A 14,068-nucleotide genomic window follows, 5' to 3' on the forward strand; every position below is an offset into this window, starting at 1 on the left:
CTAAACTTTTTCCGGTTGTAGTCGATAGGTTCTGTACAGGTCTGTTTTAACCCTACAACCGGAAATATAACGATGCCAAAATCCCTTTCAATTCGATCAAGTTTGTTGGTGTTATTGTCTTTGCTGACGCTCCTTCTGTTGCTGAGCGGAGGTATGGGGCTATACGCCTCTACGCGTGTTATTACTTCTTTGATTTATAACGGCATTATGAGTGCGGCGATGTTGGCTGCCCTCGCGTTGTTGGCGGTTATTTGGTTCATGCTGCGAAATAAGTTTCTGAAGCCGCTGGATAACATTGTGGAACAACTGGAACGCCTGGCGACGGGCGACTTGTCGCCAGTTACCGCGTTGTCGGCCAGCGCTGAATTTAATCGCCTGAACTCTGCGATGGACGAAATGCGTCATGCGCTGGGCGACTCGGTACAACGCGTACGCGATGCCAGCTCACAAATTGATATTGGCAGTCGTGAATTGACGGCGGGTAACCAGCACCTGGCGCAACGCACTGAATCGACCGCCACGTCGCTGGAGCAGACCGCCGCCAGCATGGAAGAACTCACGGCGACCGTGAAACAAAATGCGCAGAACGCAGAACAGGCGCACCAACTGGCAAAATCGGTGTCGGATACTGCCGATCGCGGTAGCGAGATGGTGTGTTATGTGATTGAAAAAATGCGCGATATTTCCGGCAGTTCCAGCCGAATCGCCGATATTCTCAGCGTCATTGATGGTATTGCTTTCCAGACTAATATCCTGGCGCTCAATGCTTCTGTGGAAGCGGCGCGTGCTGGTGAGCAAGGGCGGGGCTTTGCGGTCGTCGCCGGGGAAGTGCGTAATTTGGCCAGCCGCAGCGCAGAAGCGGCAAAAGAGATCCGCACATTAATCAGCGATTCACACACCCATGTGGGCGAAGGTAGCGACCTGGCACAACAGGCGGGTGAAACCATGGATGAAATCGCGACCGAGGTCATGCGTATGACCAAGCTGATGCGTGAAATTGCCAGTGCGTCTCAGGAGCAGAGCCGCGGCATTGAGCAGGTGAATATTGCGGTGATTCAGATGGATGAAACGGCGCAGCAGAATGCGGCGCTGGTGCAGGAGTCTTCAGCGGCTACCCGTTCGCTGGAAGAGCAGTCACATGCGCTGCTCGAAGCAATGGCGGCATTTAAAGTACAAACGGCATAACGGAAAAATTTGCCGGATGACGGCGTTAACACGTCTCATCCGGCAAAGCGTATTACGCGTCCGGGAACTCGCGGATTAAACGCTCAACGTCTTCAACCATATGGTCGTTACCGACGAAGAATGAACGGCGCTGGTGCAGGCTTTCCGGGATGATATCCAGAATACGATTTTTACCGTCGCTCGCCTTGCCACCCGCTTGCTCGGCCAGCAGGGCCATTGGGTTGCATTCGTACAGCAGGCGCAGTTTCCCTTCCGGGTGGCTGGCGGTGCTCGGATACAGATAGATCCCGCCTTTCAGCAGATTGCGGTGGAAATCCGCGACCAGAGAGCCAATGTAGCGCGAGGTATACGGGCGCTGGGTTGCTTTATCTTCTTCCTGGCAGAATTTAATATATTTCTTCACGCCATTCGGGAATTTGATGTAGTTGCCTTCGTTGATGGAGTACGTGCTGCCTTTGACCGGGAAGCGCATACGCTCCTGGCTGAGACAAAATACGCCCAGAGAAGGATCGTAGGTGAACGCGTGTACACCGCAGCCGGTGGTATATACCAGCATGGTGGATGAACCGTAGACGACGTAGCCTGCAGCAACCTGTTTGTTGCCCGGCTGCAGGAAATCCTCTTCCGTTACCGGTGTGCCGACAGGGGTTACGCGGCGATAAATCGAGAAGATCGTGCCGACAGAGACGTTAACATCGATGTTGGATGAGCCATCCAGCGGATCCATGAGTACAACGTATTTTGCGTGTTCACAGCCTTCGAAGACGACGATTTCATCTTCTTCTTCCGAGGCAATGCCCGCCACAATATCGCGTGCCTTGAGTGCAGCTTTCAGTTTTTCGTTCGCGAACAGATCGAGCTTCTGCTGAACCTCTCCCTGCACGTTCTCAGCACCGCTGGCACCCAGGATATCGACCAGACCGGCCTTGTTAATATCGCGGTGGATGATCTTGGCGCCCAGCTTTATTGCCGATAACAAAGCAGTGAGCTCACCGGTAGCATGAGAGAACTCGTGCTGCTTTTCGACAATAAATTCACCTAACGTTTTCATAACACTTTCCCTGCAAATTGTATGGAGTAAAGCGACCGCAATAATCTTAACAAATATTTCAACCCTCGCGCTTAGGTGAATCGCGCCAGCAAACTGCGGAATATCCTGAAATGCATTTCTCACTTGCCTGACATATGCGTAAAATGGCCCCCAGATTAAAAAAGGATAGTGACGTATGCGCATTCATATTTTGGGAATTTGTGGCACTTTCATGGGCGGTCTGGCGATGCTGGCGCGCTCGCTCGGTCATGAAGTAACCGGTTCGGACGCCAATGTGTATCCGCCGATGAGTACCTTACTTGAGAAGCAGGGCATCTCCCTGATTCAGGGTTACGATGCCAGCCAGCTCGACCCGCAGCCGGACCTGGTGATCATCGGCAATGCCATGACCCGTGGTAATCCGTGCGTGGAAGCGGTGCTGGAAAAGAACATTCCGTACATGTCCGGCCCGCAGTGGCTGCATGACTTTGTGCTGCGCGATCGCTGGGTGCTGGCGGTAGCGGGGACACACGGTAAAACCACCACCGCCGGAATGGCGACCTGGATCCTCGAAGCCTGCGGCTATAAGCCTGGTTTTGTGATCGGCGGCGTACCGGGTAACTTCGAGGTTTCCGCGCGTCTGGGCGAAAGCGACTTCTTCGTCATTGAAGCGGACGAATATGACTGCGCGTTCTTCGATAAGCGTTCCAAATTCGTGCACTACTGCCCGCGTACGCTGATCCTCAATAACCTTGAGTTTGATCACGCGGACATCTTTGACGATCTGAAAGCTATCCAGAAACAGTTCCACCACCTGGTGCGTATCGTGCCGGGCCAGGGACGCATCATCTACCCGGAAAACGACATTAATCTGAAACAGACGATGGCGATGGGCTGCTGGAGCGAGCAGGAACTGGTTGGCGAGCAAGGCCACTGGCTGGCGAAGAAACTGACCACCGATGCCTCCGAATGGGAAGTCTTCCTGGACGGCGAAAGTGTCGGCGTTGTGAAGTGGGGCCTGGTCGGCGAACACAATATGCACAACGGCCTGATGGCAATTGCCGCCGCCCGCCATGTTGGCGTTACCCCTGCGGATGCGGCCAATGCGCTCGGTTCATTCATCAACGCACGTCGTCGTCTTGAACTGCGCGGTGAAGCCCATGGCGTGACGGTATATGACGATTTTGCGCATCACCCGACGGCCATTCTGGCAACGCTTGCGGCGTTGCGCGGTAAAGTGGGCGGTACGGCGCGTATTATTGCCGTGCTGGAACCGCGCTCGAACACCATGAAAATGGGGTTGTGCAAAGACGATCTGGCGCCGTCGTTAGGCCGAGCGGACGAAGTGTTCCTGCTGCAACCGCCGCACATTCCGTGGCTGGTATCGGAAGTCGCGGAAGCCTGCGTTCAGCCTGCGCACTGGAGCGGTGATGTTGACGCACTGGCGGATATGGTGGTGAAAACCGCGCAGCCAGGCGATCACATTCTGGTGATGAGCAACGGCGGGTTTGGTGGTATTCATCAAAAACTGCTGGATGGTCTGGCGAAGAAAGCCCAGGCAGAAGCGGAAGAGTAAAAAAACGCCCGGTGGCGAAACGCTTACCGGGCCTACGATCCGTTGTAGGCCGGATAAGGCGTTTACACCGCCATCCGGCACATCCCGTACACGAAATTACGCTTCGTGTTCCGCCAGCTCACGCAGATACTGGAAGATCTGACGTGCTGATTTCGGCGGCTTGTTGCCTTCTTGCTCTTTCTTCGCATTGCGTACCAGAGAACGAAGCTGTTGGCGATCGGCGTTCGGCCACAGTTTCAGAACTTCCGCTACCGCATCATCACCTTCAACGATCAAACGATCGCGCAGCTGTTCAAGCTTGTGAAACAGCACAACCTGTTGGTTGTGGCGGTTTTTCAGCTTGTCCAGCGCCTGACGGATAGGATCAACATCGCGCTGACGCAGCATCTTACCAATTAGCTGCAGCTGGCGGCGACGGCCTTCCATCTTGATACGCTGAGCCAGCTCAATGGCGGCACGTAAATCCGCATCGAGCGGGATTTTATCCAGCGCGTTTTTCCCCAGTTTTACCAGTTCCACACCCAGGTGTTTTAACTCCTCGGCGTCACGTTTTATTTCACTTTTACTGACCCAGATAATTTCATCGTCTTCGTCTTCGATGTCATCACCGGGAACGTCGTCGAGCCAGTCTTCGGGCTGCTTAGTCATGTCAGGCTCCTTAAAAAAAGAGGCTAATGTTACCAGTTAAGATGCGCACTGAAAAACGGTTCTCTGTTAGACTTCAGAGAAACTCTCTCTACATTATGGCATTTGCGATGAAAGTAATCTCACAAGTTGAAGCGCAGCGTAAGATTCTGGAAGAAGCAGTCTCGACAGCACTGGAATTAGCATCAGGTCAGTCGGACGGTGCAGAAGTCGCCGTAAGCAAGACGACGGGTATTAGCGTCAGCACCCGTTATGGTGAAGTGGAGAACGTCGAATTCAACAGCGACGGTGCGCTGGGCATTACGGTTTACCATCAGAACCGTAAAGGTAGCGCGTCGTCCACCGATTTAAGCCCGCAGGCGATTGCGCGCACCGTGCAGGCCGCGCTGGATATCGCCCGCTATACCTCGCCGGACCCGTGTGCAGGCGTGGCGGATAAAGAACTGCTGGCCTTTGATGCGCCAGATTTAGACTTGTTCCATCCGGCAGAAGTCTCTCCTGACGAGGCCATCGAGCTGGCGGCACGTGCTGAGCAAGCAGCATTGCAGGCCGATAAGCGCATTACAAATACGGAAGGCGGCAGCTTTAACAGCCACTATGGCATCAAAGTGTTTGGCAACAGCCACGGCATGCTGCAAGGCTACTGCTCCACGCGTCATTCCCTCTCCAGCTGTGTGATCGCGGAAGAAAATGGCGATATGGAACGCGATTACGCCTACACCATTGGCCGTGCAATCGGCGATCTGCAAACGCCGGAGTGGGTGGGAGCTGACTGTGCTCGCCGCACCTTATCCCGCCTGTCTCCGCGTAAGCTCTCCACCATGAAAGCGCCGGTCATTTTTGCCAATGAAGTGGCGACCGGACTGTTTGGACACCTGGTTGGCGCGATCGCCGGTGGCTCGGTGTACCGCAAATCCACCTTCCTGTTGGACTCGCTGGGCAAGCAAATTCTGCCGGAATGGCTGACCATTGAAGAGCATCCGCATCTGCTGAAAGGGCTGGCGTCTTCGCCGTTCGACAGCGAAGGCGTGCGCACGGAACGTCGCGATATCATTAAAGATGGCGTACTGACCCAGTGGCTGCTGACCAACTATTCCGCCCGTAAGCTGGGGCTTAAGAGCACCGGTCATGCGGGTGGTATTCACAACTGGCGAATTCCGGGACAGGGTCTAAGCTTCGAGCAGTTGCTCAAAGAGATGGGCACAGGCTTGGTCGTGACCGAGCTGATGGGGCAGGGCGTGAGCGGTATTACCGGCGACTATTCGCGCGGCGCGGCAGGCTTCTGGGTCGAAAACGGTGAGATTCAGTACCCGGTGAGTGAAATCACCATCGCCGGTAATTTGAAAGACATGTGGCGCAATATTGTCACCGTGGGTAACGATATTGAAACGCGCAGTAATATACAGTGTGGTTCTGTCCTGTTACCGGAGATGAAAATCGCCGGACAGTGATACTCGTTAAGGCGTTAATCTTTTAATAATAAAAAAGGAAGTGAGCAATGCGTAAACACCTGTTAGCGATCGTCGCGGCTTCAACGCTGGTTCTTGGTTCTTCTGCGTTTGCCGCCGATCTCGAAGATGATATGGGGATCCTCAACGACAACCTGAAGATCGTCGAAAAAACGGATAATGTGACTGAACTGAAAGACGCGTTAACCAAAATGCGTGCAGCCGCGCTGGACGCTCAAAAGGGCACGCCGCCGAAGCTGGAAAGCAAATCCCCGGACAGCCCGGAGATGAAGGATTTCCGCCACGGTTTTGACACTCTGATCGGTCAGATTGACGGCGCGCTTAAACTGGTGAATGAAGGTAAAGTCAAAGAGGCGAAAGCCGCTGCGGAAGACCTCAAAACCACGCGCAACGAAAACCACAAGAAGTTCCGCTAATCTGCTCTATCCGGCCTGCATAACCGCAGGCCGGATAAGACGCTGCGCCACCGCCTCCCATAAGCAAACGCTATCCCTATCACATTTTTTCATTTTTATTGCCCACGCAATGTACTCTCTATCTTCCGTTTCCCTTGTCCCTCTTGCGATCCCAATCACATTATTCCAGCGATAAATCGGCAATCCCCCCCTTTTTGCGGCACAGATCACTACCGCTGCGCCCCTTTCCACTTCGAAGTGGAAAACAACTCGCTACAAACTTTTAACCTCCACCGCTAATTTAACCTCAGAGCCATTAGTGGGGTAAGACGAGTGAATAACGGAGCTGTAATGAATGACATGGGGGAATCGGCGGAACTGGCCGACCGCATGCTGGCGCAGGTGTATGCCCTGTTGCGCGCACGCCACATCATTCCCAATGCCGTACAGGAACAAATGCTGACATCGCATGTTCGCGCCATGGCGCACCGCTCGGTGACGGGCGAGCCCTTACCCGAAGTCGATGCCAGCTTATTTGATGAAATTTCAGCCGAATCAATGGCGCTTGCCCGCGACGTCGTGGCGGAGTTTGGCAATCTTCCCGAGGAAGAGGCTTGGCTGCTGTCGGTGCATTTCGAAGTCGCGAAAGACAACCTTTAAGGAGCACAAGATGGAACAGATTACCGTAGTGATTGGCGATCGTCTGGGTAAAGGCCAGAAAGTGGCGGCAGGCGTCGAGAAAGCGGGTGGACGCGCGGTCGTGGTACCGGGCGTGGCGGCAGATATGAAGCTGGGTGATGTGATGAAAGCGGAAAATGCCACCTTTGGTATCTCGTTTTGTGGCAGCGGCGGCGCAGGCGCCATCACCGCGCAGACCAAATACGGCTACAAGGCCAAATACGGCATGCGCTCGGTTGAAGAGGGCGTAACGGCCATCAACGAAGGCTGCAACGTGCTGGGGTTCGGCTTTATGGACAAAGAAGAGCTCGGTGAGCGCCTGGTGCAGGCGTGGCAAAAGAAACACGGCGCTTAAGCATGAAAGAGCAATTCACCACCACGGTGAGAGTCACAGGTAAGGGCGAGGCCAAAGCGCGCGCCTTTGCCGATGCCCTGAACCACGTTCAGGCAGCGGTGATGAAAGCATCGCCGCATATCTTACTGCGTATTGAGCCACAGGATGTGCAGGTTGTTCAAGCGCGTGAAACAGTGCGTAAAGAGGCGTTTTTATTCCTCTTTTTGCGCCGCGAAAGACGCACCTTCAGCGTGGAGCTGGATGTGACCGTCAACGTGACTGCCATCAATCTCGACAAGGTGGATTTCGTTACGCAACGCTGATTCTCTATTAAAAGGCATAAATATGTTCCTGATAATATTAATAAAATCGCTCATCATCGGCGGCCTGGTCGGCGTAGGTGTCGGCGCTGGGGCTGCACGCATGTTTCATGCGCCTACCTCTCAGGGGATGGGCGCGTTTCGTACTCTGGGGGAACTGAATTCCTGTGAAGGGGATCCGGCTTCTCACTTCTCATTCGGCCTGGGCTTCTTCTTTAACGCCTGGGCTTCCTCCGTTGCGGCGGGTGCGTTCACGCAGGACGTTGACCACCGCATCATCCCCAACTGGGGCGCAGCCGCGTTGATGATTAAAAATCGCAACGTCGGTGAAACGCTGCACGATCCGAAGCGCATGGCGATTGCCTGTGGCGTTATTGGCATGATCGTCGTTACCTTCCTGAACCTGACCGCGTCATCCGTACCGGCTGCGCTACAGGTTACCGCCGTCAAAGTGCTGGTACCGGCGGCGAACCTGCTGGTTAACACCGTGATGCCGGTGATCTTCTGGTTGGCGGCGATCGATGCCGGTAAGAAATCAGGCTTCTGGGCCACCGTCTTTGGCGGCGCGGCGCAGCTGATTATGGGCAACGCCGTACCGGGTCTGGTACTGGGGATTCTGATCGGCAAAGGCGTTGAAGAGAGCGGCTGGAACCACGTCACCAAAGTGATGATGGTGGCTATTGTCGCGCTGTTCGTGCTGAGCGGTTTCTTCCGCGGCTTCGACATGAAGATGATCGAATCCTTCCATCTGACCGTGCCTAACTGGCTGGAACTGATTCACAACTCGCTCAGCGGTAAATAACGGAGGCCATCATGGAACAGAATAAAGGTTTTTGGTTTGCCGACTGGTCGTTCCCGATCTTCGTTGGCCTGCTCTCCTCCGGCGTCTTTGCCGGAACGCATATGTACTACCTGTACGGTATTGGCGCATTTAACGAAGTCGCTTTTGTGGCGATGCTAAAAGCGGGAATGGACACCGGCTCCTATGGGGCGGTGGCGGCGTTTGGCGCAAGCTTCCTGTTTGCCCGCATTATTGAAGGTTCGCTGGTGGGGATTTTGGATATTGGCGGGGCGATTCAGACCGGCGTCGGGTTAGGTGTTCCGGCACTGCTGCTGGGTGCGGGCATTATCTTCCCGGTCGCCAACTTTGCCGCCTCGTTAGTCACTGGTCTGGTGATTGGGCTGGCGATTGGCTACATCATCATTCTGGCGCGTAAGTTCACCATCAATCAGAGCGATTCGACCTACGGGGCGGACGTGATGATGGGGGCCGGTAACGCCTCTGGGCGCTTCCTCGGGCCGTTGATCATCCTCAGCGCGATGACGGCTTCCATCCCTATCGGCATCGGTTCTCTGGCAGGCGCGCTGTTGTTTTACCTGTGGCAAAAACCGATCACCGGCGGGGCGATCCTTGGGGCAATGATCCTGGGTTCCATCTTCCCGATTGCCATTAGCTAACTGTTGATTTGTAGGCCGGATAAGGCGGTTATGCCGCCATCCGGCAAAGGAGAGAGCGATGTTTGATTTACTCCTGCGCGGTGCGCGTCTGGTTGACGATACGGTGAGCGATATTGCGCTGAAAGACGGCAAAATTGCGGCATTAGGCAACGTTGATGGTCCGGCGCTGAAAACCATTGAGCTCGGCGGCGAGTGCTACGTCAGCGCAGGTTGGATTGATTCTCACGTCCACTGCTACCCAAAATCTCCGATTTATCACGACCAGCCGGACAGCATCGGTATTGCCACCGGCGTGACTACGGTGGTGGATGCGGGCAGTACCGGGGCGGATGATATTGACGATTTTTACGCCCTAACCCGAGAAGCGGCCACCGAGGTGTATGCGCTGCTGAACATCTCCCGCGTTGGGCTGATTGCGCAAAACGAGCTGGCTAATATGGTCAACATTGATGCCGACGCGGTGCGGCAGGCGGTGAAACGCCACCCTGATTTTATCGTCGGTCTGAAGGCGCGCATGAGTAGCAGCGTGGTCGGTGAAAACGGCATCACGCCGCTGGACCGTGCCAAAACTATGCAGCAAGAGAACGGCGATCTGCCGCTGATGGTTCACATTGGTAACAACCCGCCGGATCTGGACGAGATCGCCGAACGCCTGACGGCGGGCGACATCATTACCCACTGCTACAACGGTAAGCCGAACCGTATTCTGACGCCGGAAGGCGAGCTGCGGGCCTCGGTAACTCGGGCGCTTGCTCGCGGCGTGCGTCTGGACGTTGGGCATGGCACTGCCAGCCTGAGCTTTGCGGTGGCAAAACGCGCTATCGGCTTAGGCATTTTGCCACACACCATCAGCTCCGACATTTACTGCCGCAACCGCATTAGCGGCCCGGTGCATTCCCTGGCGAACGTAATGTCGAAATTTCTCGCCATCGGTATGTCGCTCCCGCAGGTCATTGAGTGCGTGACCGCTAATGCCGCTGACGGTCTGCGTCTGAAACAGAAAGGACGACTGCAGGTTGGCCTGGATGCCGATTTGACCCTCTTTACGCTTAAGCGCCAGCCAACCGTGCTGGTAGATGCAGAAAACGACAGCCTGCAGGCTGAACAACTGCTGGTGCCGCTTGCCGCAATACGTGCGGGCAAGGGCTATATGACCGAACAAGGGAGCGCGGAACATGCCTTCGATTTTTGAGAAATACGATTTAAAGCAGGTAATTAATACATCAGGCCGTATGACGGCGCTCGGCGTTTCTACGCCGCGACCAGAAGTCGTTGAGGCCGCGATGGCGGGGATGAATCAGTACTTCGAAATGAAAGATCTGGTCAATAAAACCGGAGACTACATCGCGAAGTTACTTGAGGTGGAAGGGGCAACGGTTGTTTCCTGTGCCTCGGCGGGGATTGCCCTGTCGGTGGCGGCGGTGTTGGTGAAAGACAGCGACTGGCTGCTGGAAAACCTGCATGTGACGCCCATCGAGAACAACGAAATTGTGCTGCCCCGAGGCCACAACGTCAACTTTGGCGCACCGGTTGGCACCATGGTGGCGCTCGGTGGCGGCAAGTTAGTGGAAGCAGGTTACGCCAACGAATGCTCTGCGGCACAGCTGGCTGCGGCCATTTCGCCGCGTACGGCGGCCATTTTATATATCAAATCTCACCATTGCGTACAGAAAAGCATGCTCAGCGTGGAACAGGCTGCGGTGGTGGCGCGTACGCATAATCTGCCGCTGATTGTGGACGCAGCGGCGGAGGAAGATTTGCAGTGCTACTACCGCGTGGGTGCGGATCTGGTGATTTACAGCGGTGCCAAGGCGATTGAAGGGCCAACCAGCGGCCTGGTGATTGGCAAAACACAATATGTTGAGTGGGTGAAGCGCCAGACGGCGGGCATTGGCCGGGCGATGAAGGTCGGTAAAGAGGGCATTCTTGGCCTGACCTGCGCCATCGAGCTGTACCTGAGTGCGCAGAAAGAGAGCGGTGCGGAGATGGTCGAGAAAATGACGCCGTTTATTAATGCGCTAAATACCCTTAATGGCGTCAGCGCGCGCGTGGTGTGGGACAGCGCAGGACGCGACATTGCGCGTACCGAAATTAAGTTTGACGAAGCGGTAACCGGCATCGCCACGGGTGAACTGGTCGAAGCGCTGAAACAAGGCGAGTACGCGATTTACTTCCGTGGGTACAAAGCCAACGAAGGCATTATCGAGGCGGATGTGCGCAGCGTGGATTGCGCGCAGCTGGAGATTGTGGCCCGTCGAATTGGTGAAGTGACTCAACAGGAGAAAAATGCATGAAACTGACCCCAAACTTTTATCGCGATCGCGTCTGCCTGAACGTGCTGGCAGGCTCCAAAGAAAACGCGCGGGATATTTACGCGGCGGCGGAAGGACACGTGCTGGTCGGCGTGCTCTCCAAAAATTATTCGAGCGTTGAAAACGCGGTGGCGGATATGCGTGAATACGCGGCGCTTATCGACAATGCGCTCTCCGTGGGGCTGGGGGCGGGCGACCCGAACCAGTCGGCGATGGTCAGTGAAATATCCCGTCAGGTGCAGCCACAGCATGTTAATCAGGTAGTTACCGGCGTGGCGACCAGTCGCGCACTGCTGGGTCAACAGGACACGGTGGTCAACGGTCTGGTCTCGCCAACCGGTACGCCGGGGATGGTGAAAATCTCCACCGGTCCGCTGAGCAGCCAGACGCCGGACGGTATTGTGCCGGTAGAAACTGCGATTGCGCTGCTCAAAGACATGGGCGGTAGCTCGATTAAATACTTCCCGATGGGCGGTCTGCAATGCCGTGATGAGTACACCGCGGTGGCGCAAGCCTGCGCACGTCATGACTTCTGGCTGGAGCCGACGGGCGGCATCGACCTGGAAAACTTTGCTGAGATTTTGCAGATTGCCCTTGATGCCGGCGTGAGTAAAATCATTCCTCACATCTATAGTTCGATTATTGATAAGGTGAGTGGAAACACCCGCCCGGACGACGTGCGCCAGCTGATGGCGATGACCCGGGCCTGCGTAGGCTAACTGACTGATGAGGAAACTGACGTGCGATTCCCCAACCAACGTTTAGCACAGCTGTTCGACATGTTGCAAAACGAGGCGCTGCCGCAGGATGAGCTGGCGCAGCGGTTGTCGGTTTCCACACGCACGGTCAGGGCGGATATTACCGCGCTGAATGCGCTACTCGCCCCGCACGGCGCGCAGTTTGTTCTTAGCCGGGGTAACGGTTATCAACTGAAAATTGACGACCCGGCAAGCTATCACTCCCTGCAAACGCAGCAGCCCGCTACGCTGCTGCGCATCCCACGGACCAGCCAGGAGCGGGTACACTGGCTGGTGGTTCGTTTTTTGACATCGGCCTTTTCGCTCAAGCTGGAAGATTTAGCTGATGAATGGTTCATCAGCCGGGCGACGCTGCAAAACGACATGGCGGAAGTGCGTGAGCACCTGCAACGGTATCGGCTGACGCTGGAAACGCGTCCCCGACATGGGATGAAGCTGTTTGGCAGTGAAATGGCGATCCGTGCCTGTCTGACCGATCTGCTGTGGATGCTGGCGCAGCAGGATCCGGCCCATCCTCTGGTAATGGAAGAGGTGCTCAATGCGGGCGTCCCGCAACAGCTGCAGCCGGTTTTGCAGGATATTTTCACTCGTTTTCATATCCACCTGACCGATGAGGGCGAGCTCTTTCTGCGCTTATATTGTGCAGTGGCGGTGCGTCGGATTAGTGAGGGCTATCCGTTGCCGGAGTTCGTCGCAGAAGAAGTGGGGAGCGAAGTGTGCCAGGCCACGCGGGAAATCGCAACGGTATTGCACCGGCTGGCAGATAAACCACTTTCTGTTTTCGAAGAGAACTGGCTGAAGGTGCATATTGCCGCCCGCCAGGTGCAGGAGATTGCGCCCAGCGCCATCAATGCCGATGATGACGAAGCGCTGGTCAATTACATCCTGCGTTTTATCAACACCCAGTACAACTACAACCTGTTGAATGACAAGCAGTTACATGCCGACCTGCTGACGCACATTAAAACCATGATCACCCGGGTGCGTTACCAGATAATGATCCCTAATCCGCTGCTGGAAAATATTAAACAGCACTACCCAATGGCGTGGGACATGACTCTGGCCGCCGTATCGGGATGGGGGAAATATACGCCGTATACCATTAGCGAAAATGAGATCGGTTTTCTCGTTTTGCACATTGGCGTTGGGCTGGAGCGTAGTTACAACATCGGTTACCAGCGACAGCCTCGCGTATTACTGGTTTGCGATGCCGGAAATGCGATGGTACGAATGATTGAAGCGGTGCTGGCGCGTAAATATCCGCAGATTGAGATCGTGGGCACCGTGACGCTGCGCGACTACGAGCAACGGAATACCATCAGCGAAGACTTCGTGATTTCTACCGCGCGGATTAATGAAAAAGATAAGCCCGTGGTGATGATTGCGCCGTTTCCCACCGACTATCAGCTGGAGCAAATTGGTAAGCTGGTGCTGGTGGACCGAACCCGTCCGTGGATGCTGAACAAATTCTTCGATGCTGCGCATTTTCGAATTATCGACGAACACATGGATCAACAGACACTGTTTAACACGCTATGCCGCCAGTTGCAGGATGAAGGCTTTGTCGATGCGGAATTTCTCGACTCGGTCGTGGAGCGCGAGGCCATCGTCAGCACCATGCTGGGTGACAGCATTGCCCTGCCGCATGCCCTCGGTTTGCTGGCTAAAAAAACGGTAGTCTACACGGTGCTCGCCCCGCAGGGCATTGCCTGGGGCGACGAAACGGCGCATGTGATCTTCTTGCTCGCCATCAGTAAAAGCGAGTATGAAGAAGCGATGGCGATCTACGATATTTTCGTCACCTTCCTGCGCGAGCGCGCCATGACGCGACTCTGCGCATGTCAGAATTTCAGCGAGTTCAAAACGGTGGCCATGGAGTGCGTCAGCCGTTTTTAAATGACCGCTTTG

Annotated in this window: 15 protein-coding genes; 13 read left to right on the plus strand and 2 right to left on the minus strand. The window is 55.2% G+C overall.

Annotated elements, in window-relative coordinates:
• Nucleotides 1-72 precede the first annotated feature (72 nt).
• Nucleotides 73-1,185, plus strand: coding sequence for a methyl-accepting chemotaxis protein (locus JQ822_RS18955; RefSeq protein ID WP_213134759.1), 1,113 nt, complete (start codon nucleotides 73-75; stop codon nucleotides 1,183-1,185).
• Nucleotides 1,186-1,237: 52 nt separating this feature from the next.
• Here JQ822_RS18955 and fbp read toward each other — a convergent pair whose 3' ends face one another.
• A complete protein-coding gene (gene fbp, locus JQ822_RS18960; protein WP_213134760.1) occupies nucleotides 1,238-2,236 on the minus strand; it encodes a class 1 fructose-bisphosphatase in 999 nt (332 codons plus the stop codon).
• 175 nt (nucleotides 2,237-2,411) lie between these two features.
• On the opposite strand from fbp, the gene mpl reads away from it, so the two are divergent.
• Nucleotides 2,412-3,791 carry a UDP-N-acetylmuramate:L-alanyl-gamma-D-glutamyl-meso-diaminopimelate ligase gene (gene mpl, locus JQ822_RS18965; protein ID WP_213134761.1) on the plus strand — a complete coding sequence of 460 codons (1,380 nt, stop codon included), beginning with the start codon at nucleotides 2,412-2,414 and terminating at the stop codon, nucleotides 3,789-3,791.
• A 96-nt stretch (nucleotides 3,792-3,887) separates the two neighbouring features.
• Here mpl and yjgA read toward each other — a convergent pair whose 3' ends face one another.
• Nucleotides 3,888-4,439, minus strand: a complete 552-nt coding sequence (yjgA, locus tag JQ822_RS18970; protein ID WP_213134762.1) for a ribosome biogenesis factor YjgA — start codon at nucleotides 4,437-4,439, stop codon at nucleotides 3,888-3,890.
• Between the two features lie 95 nt (nucleotides 4,440-4,534).
• Here yjgA and pmbA point away from each other — a divergent pair, with 95 nt between their 5' ends.
• The 11 genes from pmbA to JQ822_RS19025 all read left to right on the plus strand — a co-directional run bounded on the left by pmbA (nucleotide 4,535) and on the right by JQ822_RS19025 (nucleotide 14,056).
• Nucleotides 4,535-5,887 (plus strand): metalloprotease PmbA, encoded by a 1,353-nt coding sequence (pmbA, locus tag JQ822_RS18975; protein ID WP_213134763.1) that lies wholly within the window; start codon nucleotides 4,535-4,537, stop codon nucleotides 5,885-5,887.
• Between the two features lie 47 nt (nucleotides 5,888-5,934).
• Nucleotides 5,935-6,321, plus strand: coding sequence for a cytochrome b562 (gene cybC, locus JQ822_RS18980; RefSeq protein WP_213134764.1), 387 nt, complete (start codon nucleotides 5,935-5,937; stop codon nucleotides 6,319-6,321).
• A 330-nt stretch (nucleotides 6,322-6,651) separates the two neighbouring features.
• On the plus strand, nucleotides 6,652-6,960 hold the full coding sequence (locus JQ822_RS18985; RefSeq protein ID WP_213134765.1) for a glycine dehydrogenase: 309 nt from the start codon (nucleotides 6,652-6,654) through the stop codon (nucleotides 6,958-6,960).
• A gap of 10 nt (nucleotides 6,961-6,970) precedes the next feature.
• Entirely contained in the window at nucleotides 6,971-7,333 is a 363-nt protein-coding gene (locus tag JQ822_RS18990) for an SFCGS family glycine-rich protein (RefSeq protein WP_002437459.1), read from the plus strand.
• 2 nt (nucleotides 7,334-7,335) lie between these two features.
• Nucleotides 7,336-7,635: a DUF4312 family protein gene (locus tag JQ822_RS18995; RefSeq protein ID WP_038636649.1), complete on the plus strand. Its 300-nt coding sequence runs from the start codon at nucleotides 7,336-7,338 to the stop codon at nucleotides 7,633-7,635.
• Nucleotides 7,636-7,657: 22 nt separating this feature from the next.
• Nucleotides 7,658-8,434, plus strand: coding sequence for a DUF4311 domain-containing protein (locus JQ822_RS19000; RefSeq protein ID WP_135323348.1), 777 nt, complete (start codon nucleotides 7,658-7,660; stop codon nucleotides 8,432-8,434).
• Between the two features lie 11 nt (nucleotides 8,435-8,445).
• A complete protein-coding gene (locus tag JQ822_RS19005; RefSeq protein ID WP_003830379.1) occupies nucleotides 8,446-9,090 on the plus strand; it encodes a DUF4310 family protein in 645 nt (214 codons plus the stop codon).
• Between the two features lie 58 nt (nucleotides 9,091-9,148).
• Entirely contained in the window at nucleotides 9,149-10,282 is a 1,134-nt protein-coding gene (locus JQ822_RS19010; protein ID WP_213134766.1) for an amidohydrolase/deacetylase family metallohydrolase, read from the plus strand.
• Entirely contained in the window at nucleotides 10,266-11,384 is a 1,119-nt protein-coding gene (locus tag JQ822_RS19015) for a DgaE family pyridoxal phosphate-dependent ammonia lyase (RefSeq protein WP_213134767.1), read from the plus strand. Before JQ822_RS19010 ends, JQ822_RS19015 begins: the two co-directional genes overlap by 17 nt.
• Nucleotides 11,381-12,121, plus strand: a complete 741-nt coding sequence (gene dagF / locus JQ822_RS19020; RefSeq protein WP_213134768.1) for a 2-dehydro-3-deoxy-phosphogluconate aldolase — start codon at nucleotides 11,381-11,383, stop codon at nucleotides 12,119-12,121. Before JQ822_RS19015 ends, dagF begins: the two co-directional genes overlap by 4 nt.
• 21 nt (nucleotides 12,122-12,142) lie before the next feature.
• Entirely contained in the window at nucleotides 12,143-14,056 is a 1,914-nt protein-coding gene (locus tag JQ822_RS19025; RefSeq protein ID WP_213134769.1) for a BglG family transcription antiterminator, read from the plus strand.
• Nucleotides 14,057-14,068: the final 12 nt, after the last annotated feature.

The organism is Citrobacter sp. FP75 (assembly GCF_018342065.1).
Taxonomy (GTDB): domain Bacteria; phylum Pseudomonadota; class Gammaproteobacteria; order Enterobacterales; family Enterobacteriaceae; genus Citrobacter.

Bases quoted from the DNA above. Each gene is read 5' to 3' on its own strand.
- pmbA (WP_213134763.1), top strand. From the start codon at position 4,535: ATGGCATTTGCGATGAAAGTAATCTCACAAGTTGAAGCGCAGCGTAAG.
- JQ822_RS18990 (WP_002437459.1), top strand. From the start codon at position 6,971: ATGGAACAGATTACCGTAGTGATTGGCGATCGTCTGGGTAAAGGCCAG.
- yjgA (WP_213134762.1), bottom strand. From the start codon at position 4,439: ATGACTAAGCAGCCCGAAGACTGGCTCGACGACGTTCCCGGTGATGAC.
- dagF (WP_213134768.1), top strand. From the start codon at position 11,381: ATGAAACTGACCCCAAACTTTTATCGCGATCGCGTCTGCCTGAACGTG.
- mpl (WP_213134761.1), top strand. From the start codon at position 2,412: ATGCGCATTCATATTTTGGGAATTTGTGGCACTTTCATGGGCGGTCTG.
- JQ822_RS18995 (WP_038636649.1), top strand. From the start codon at position 7,336: ATGAAAGAGCAATTCACCACCACGGTGAGAGTCACAGGTAAGGGCGAG.
- JQ822_RS19005 (WP_003830379.1), top strand. From the start codon at position 8,446: ATGGAACAGAATAAAGGTTTTTGGTTTGCCGACTGGTCGTTCCCGATC.
- JQ822_RS18985 (WP_213134765.1), top strand. From the start codon at position 6,652: ATGAATGACATGGGGGAATCGGCGGAACTGGCCGACCGCATGCTGGCG.
- JQ822_RS19010 (WP_213134766.1), top strand. From the start codon at position 9,149: ATGTTTGATTTACTCCTGCGCGGTGCGCGTCTGGTTGACGATACGGTG.
- fbp (WP_213134760.1), bottom strand. From the start codon at position 2,236: ATGAAAACGTTAGGTGAATTTATTGTCGAAAAGCAGCACGAGTTCTCT.
- cybC (WP_213134764.1), top strand. From the start codon at position 5,935: ATGCGTAAACACCTGTTAGCGATCGTCGCGGCTTCAACGCTGGTTCTT.
- JQ822_RS19000 (WP_135323348.1), top strand. From the start codon at position 7,658: ATGTTCCTGATAATATTAATAAAATCGCTCATCATCGGCGGCCTGGTC.
- JQ822_RS18955 (WP_213134759.1), top strand. From the start codon at position 73: ATGCCAAAATCCCTTTCAATTCGATCAAGTTTGTTGGTGTTATTGTCT.
- JQ822_RS19015 (WP_213134767.1), top strand. From the start codon at position 10,266: ATGCCTTCGATTTTTGAGAAATACGATTTAAAGCAGGTAATTAATACA.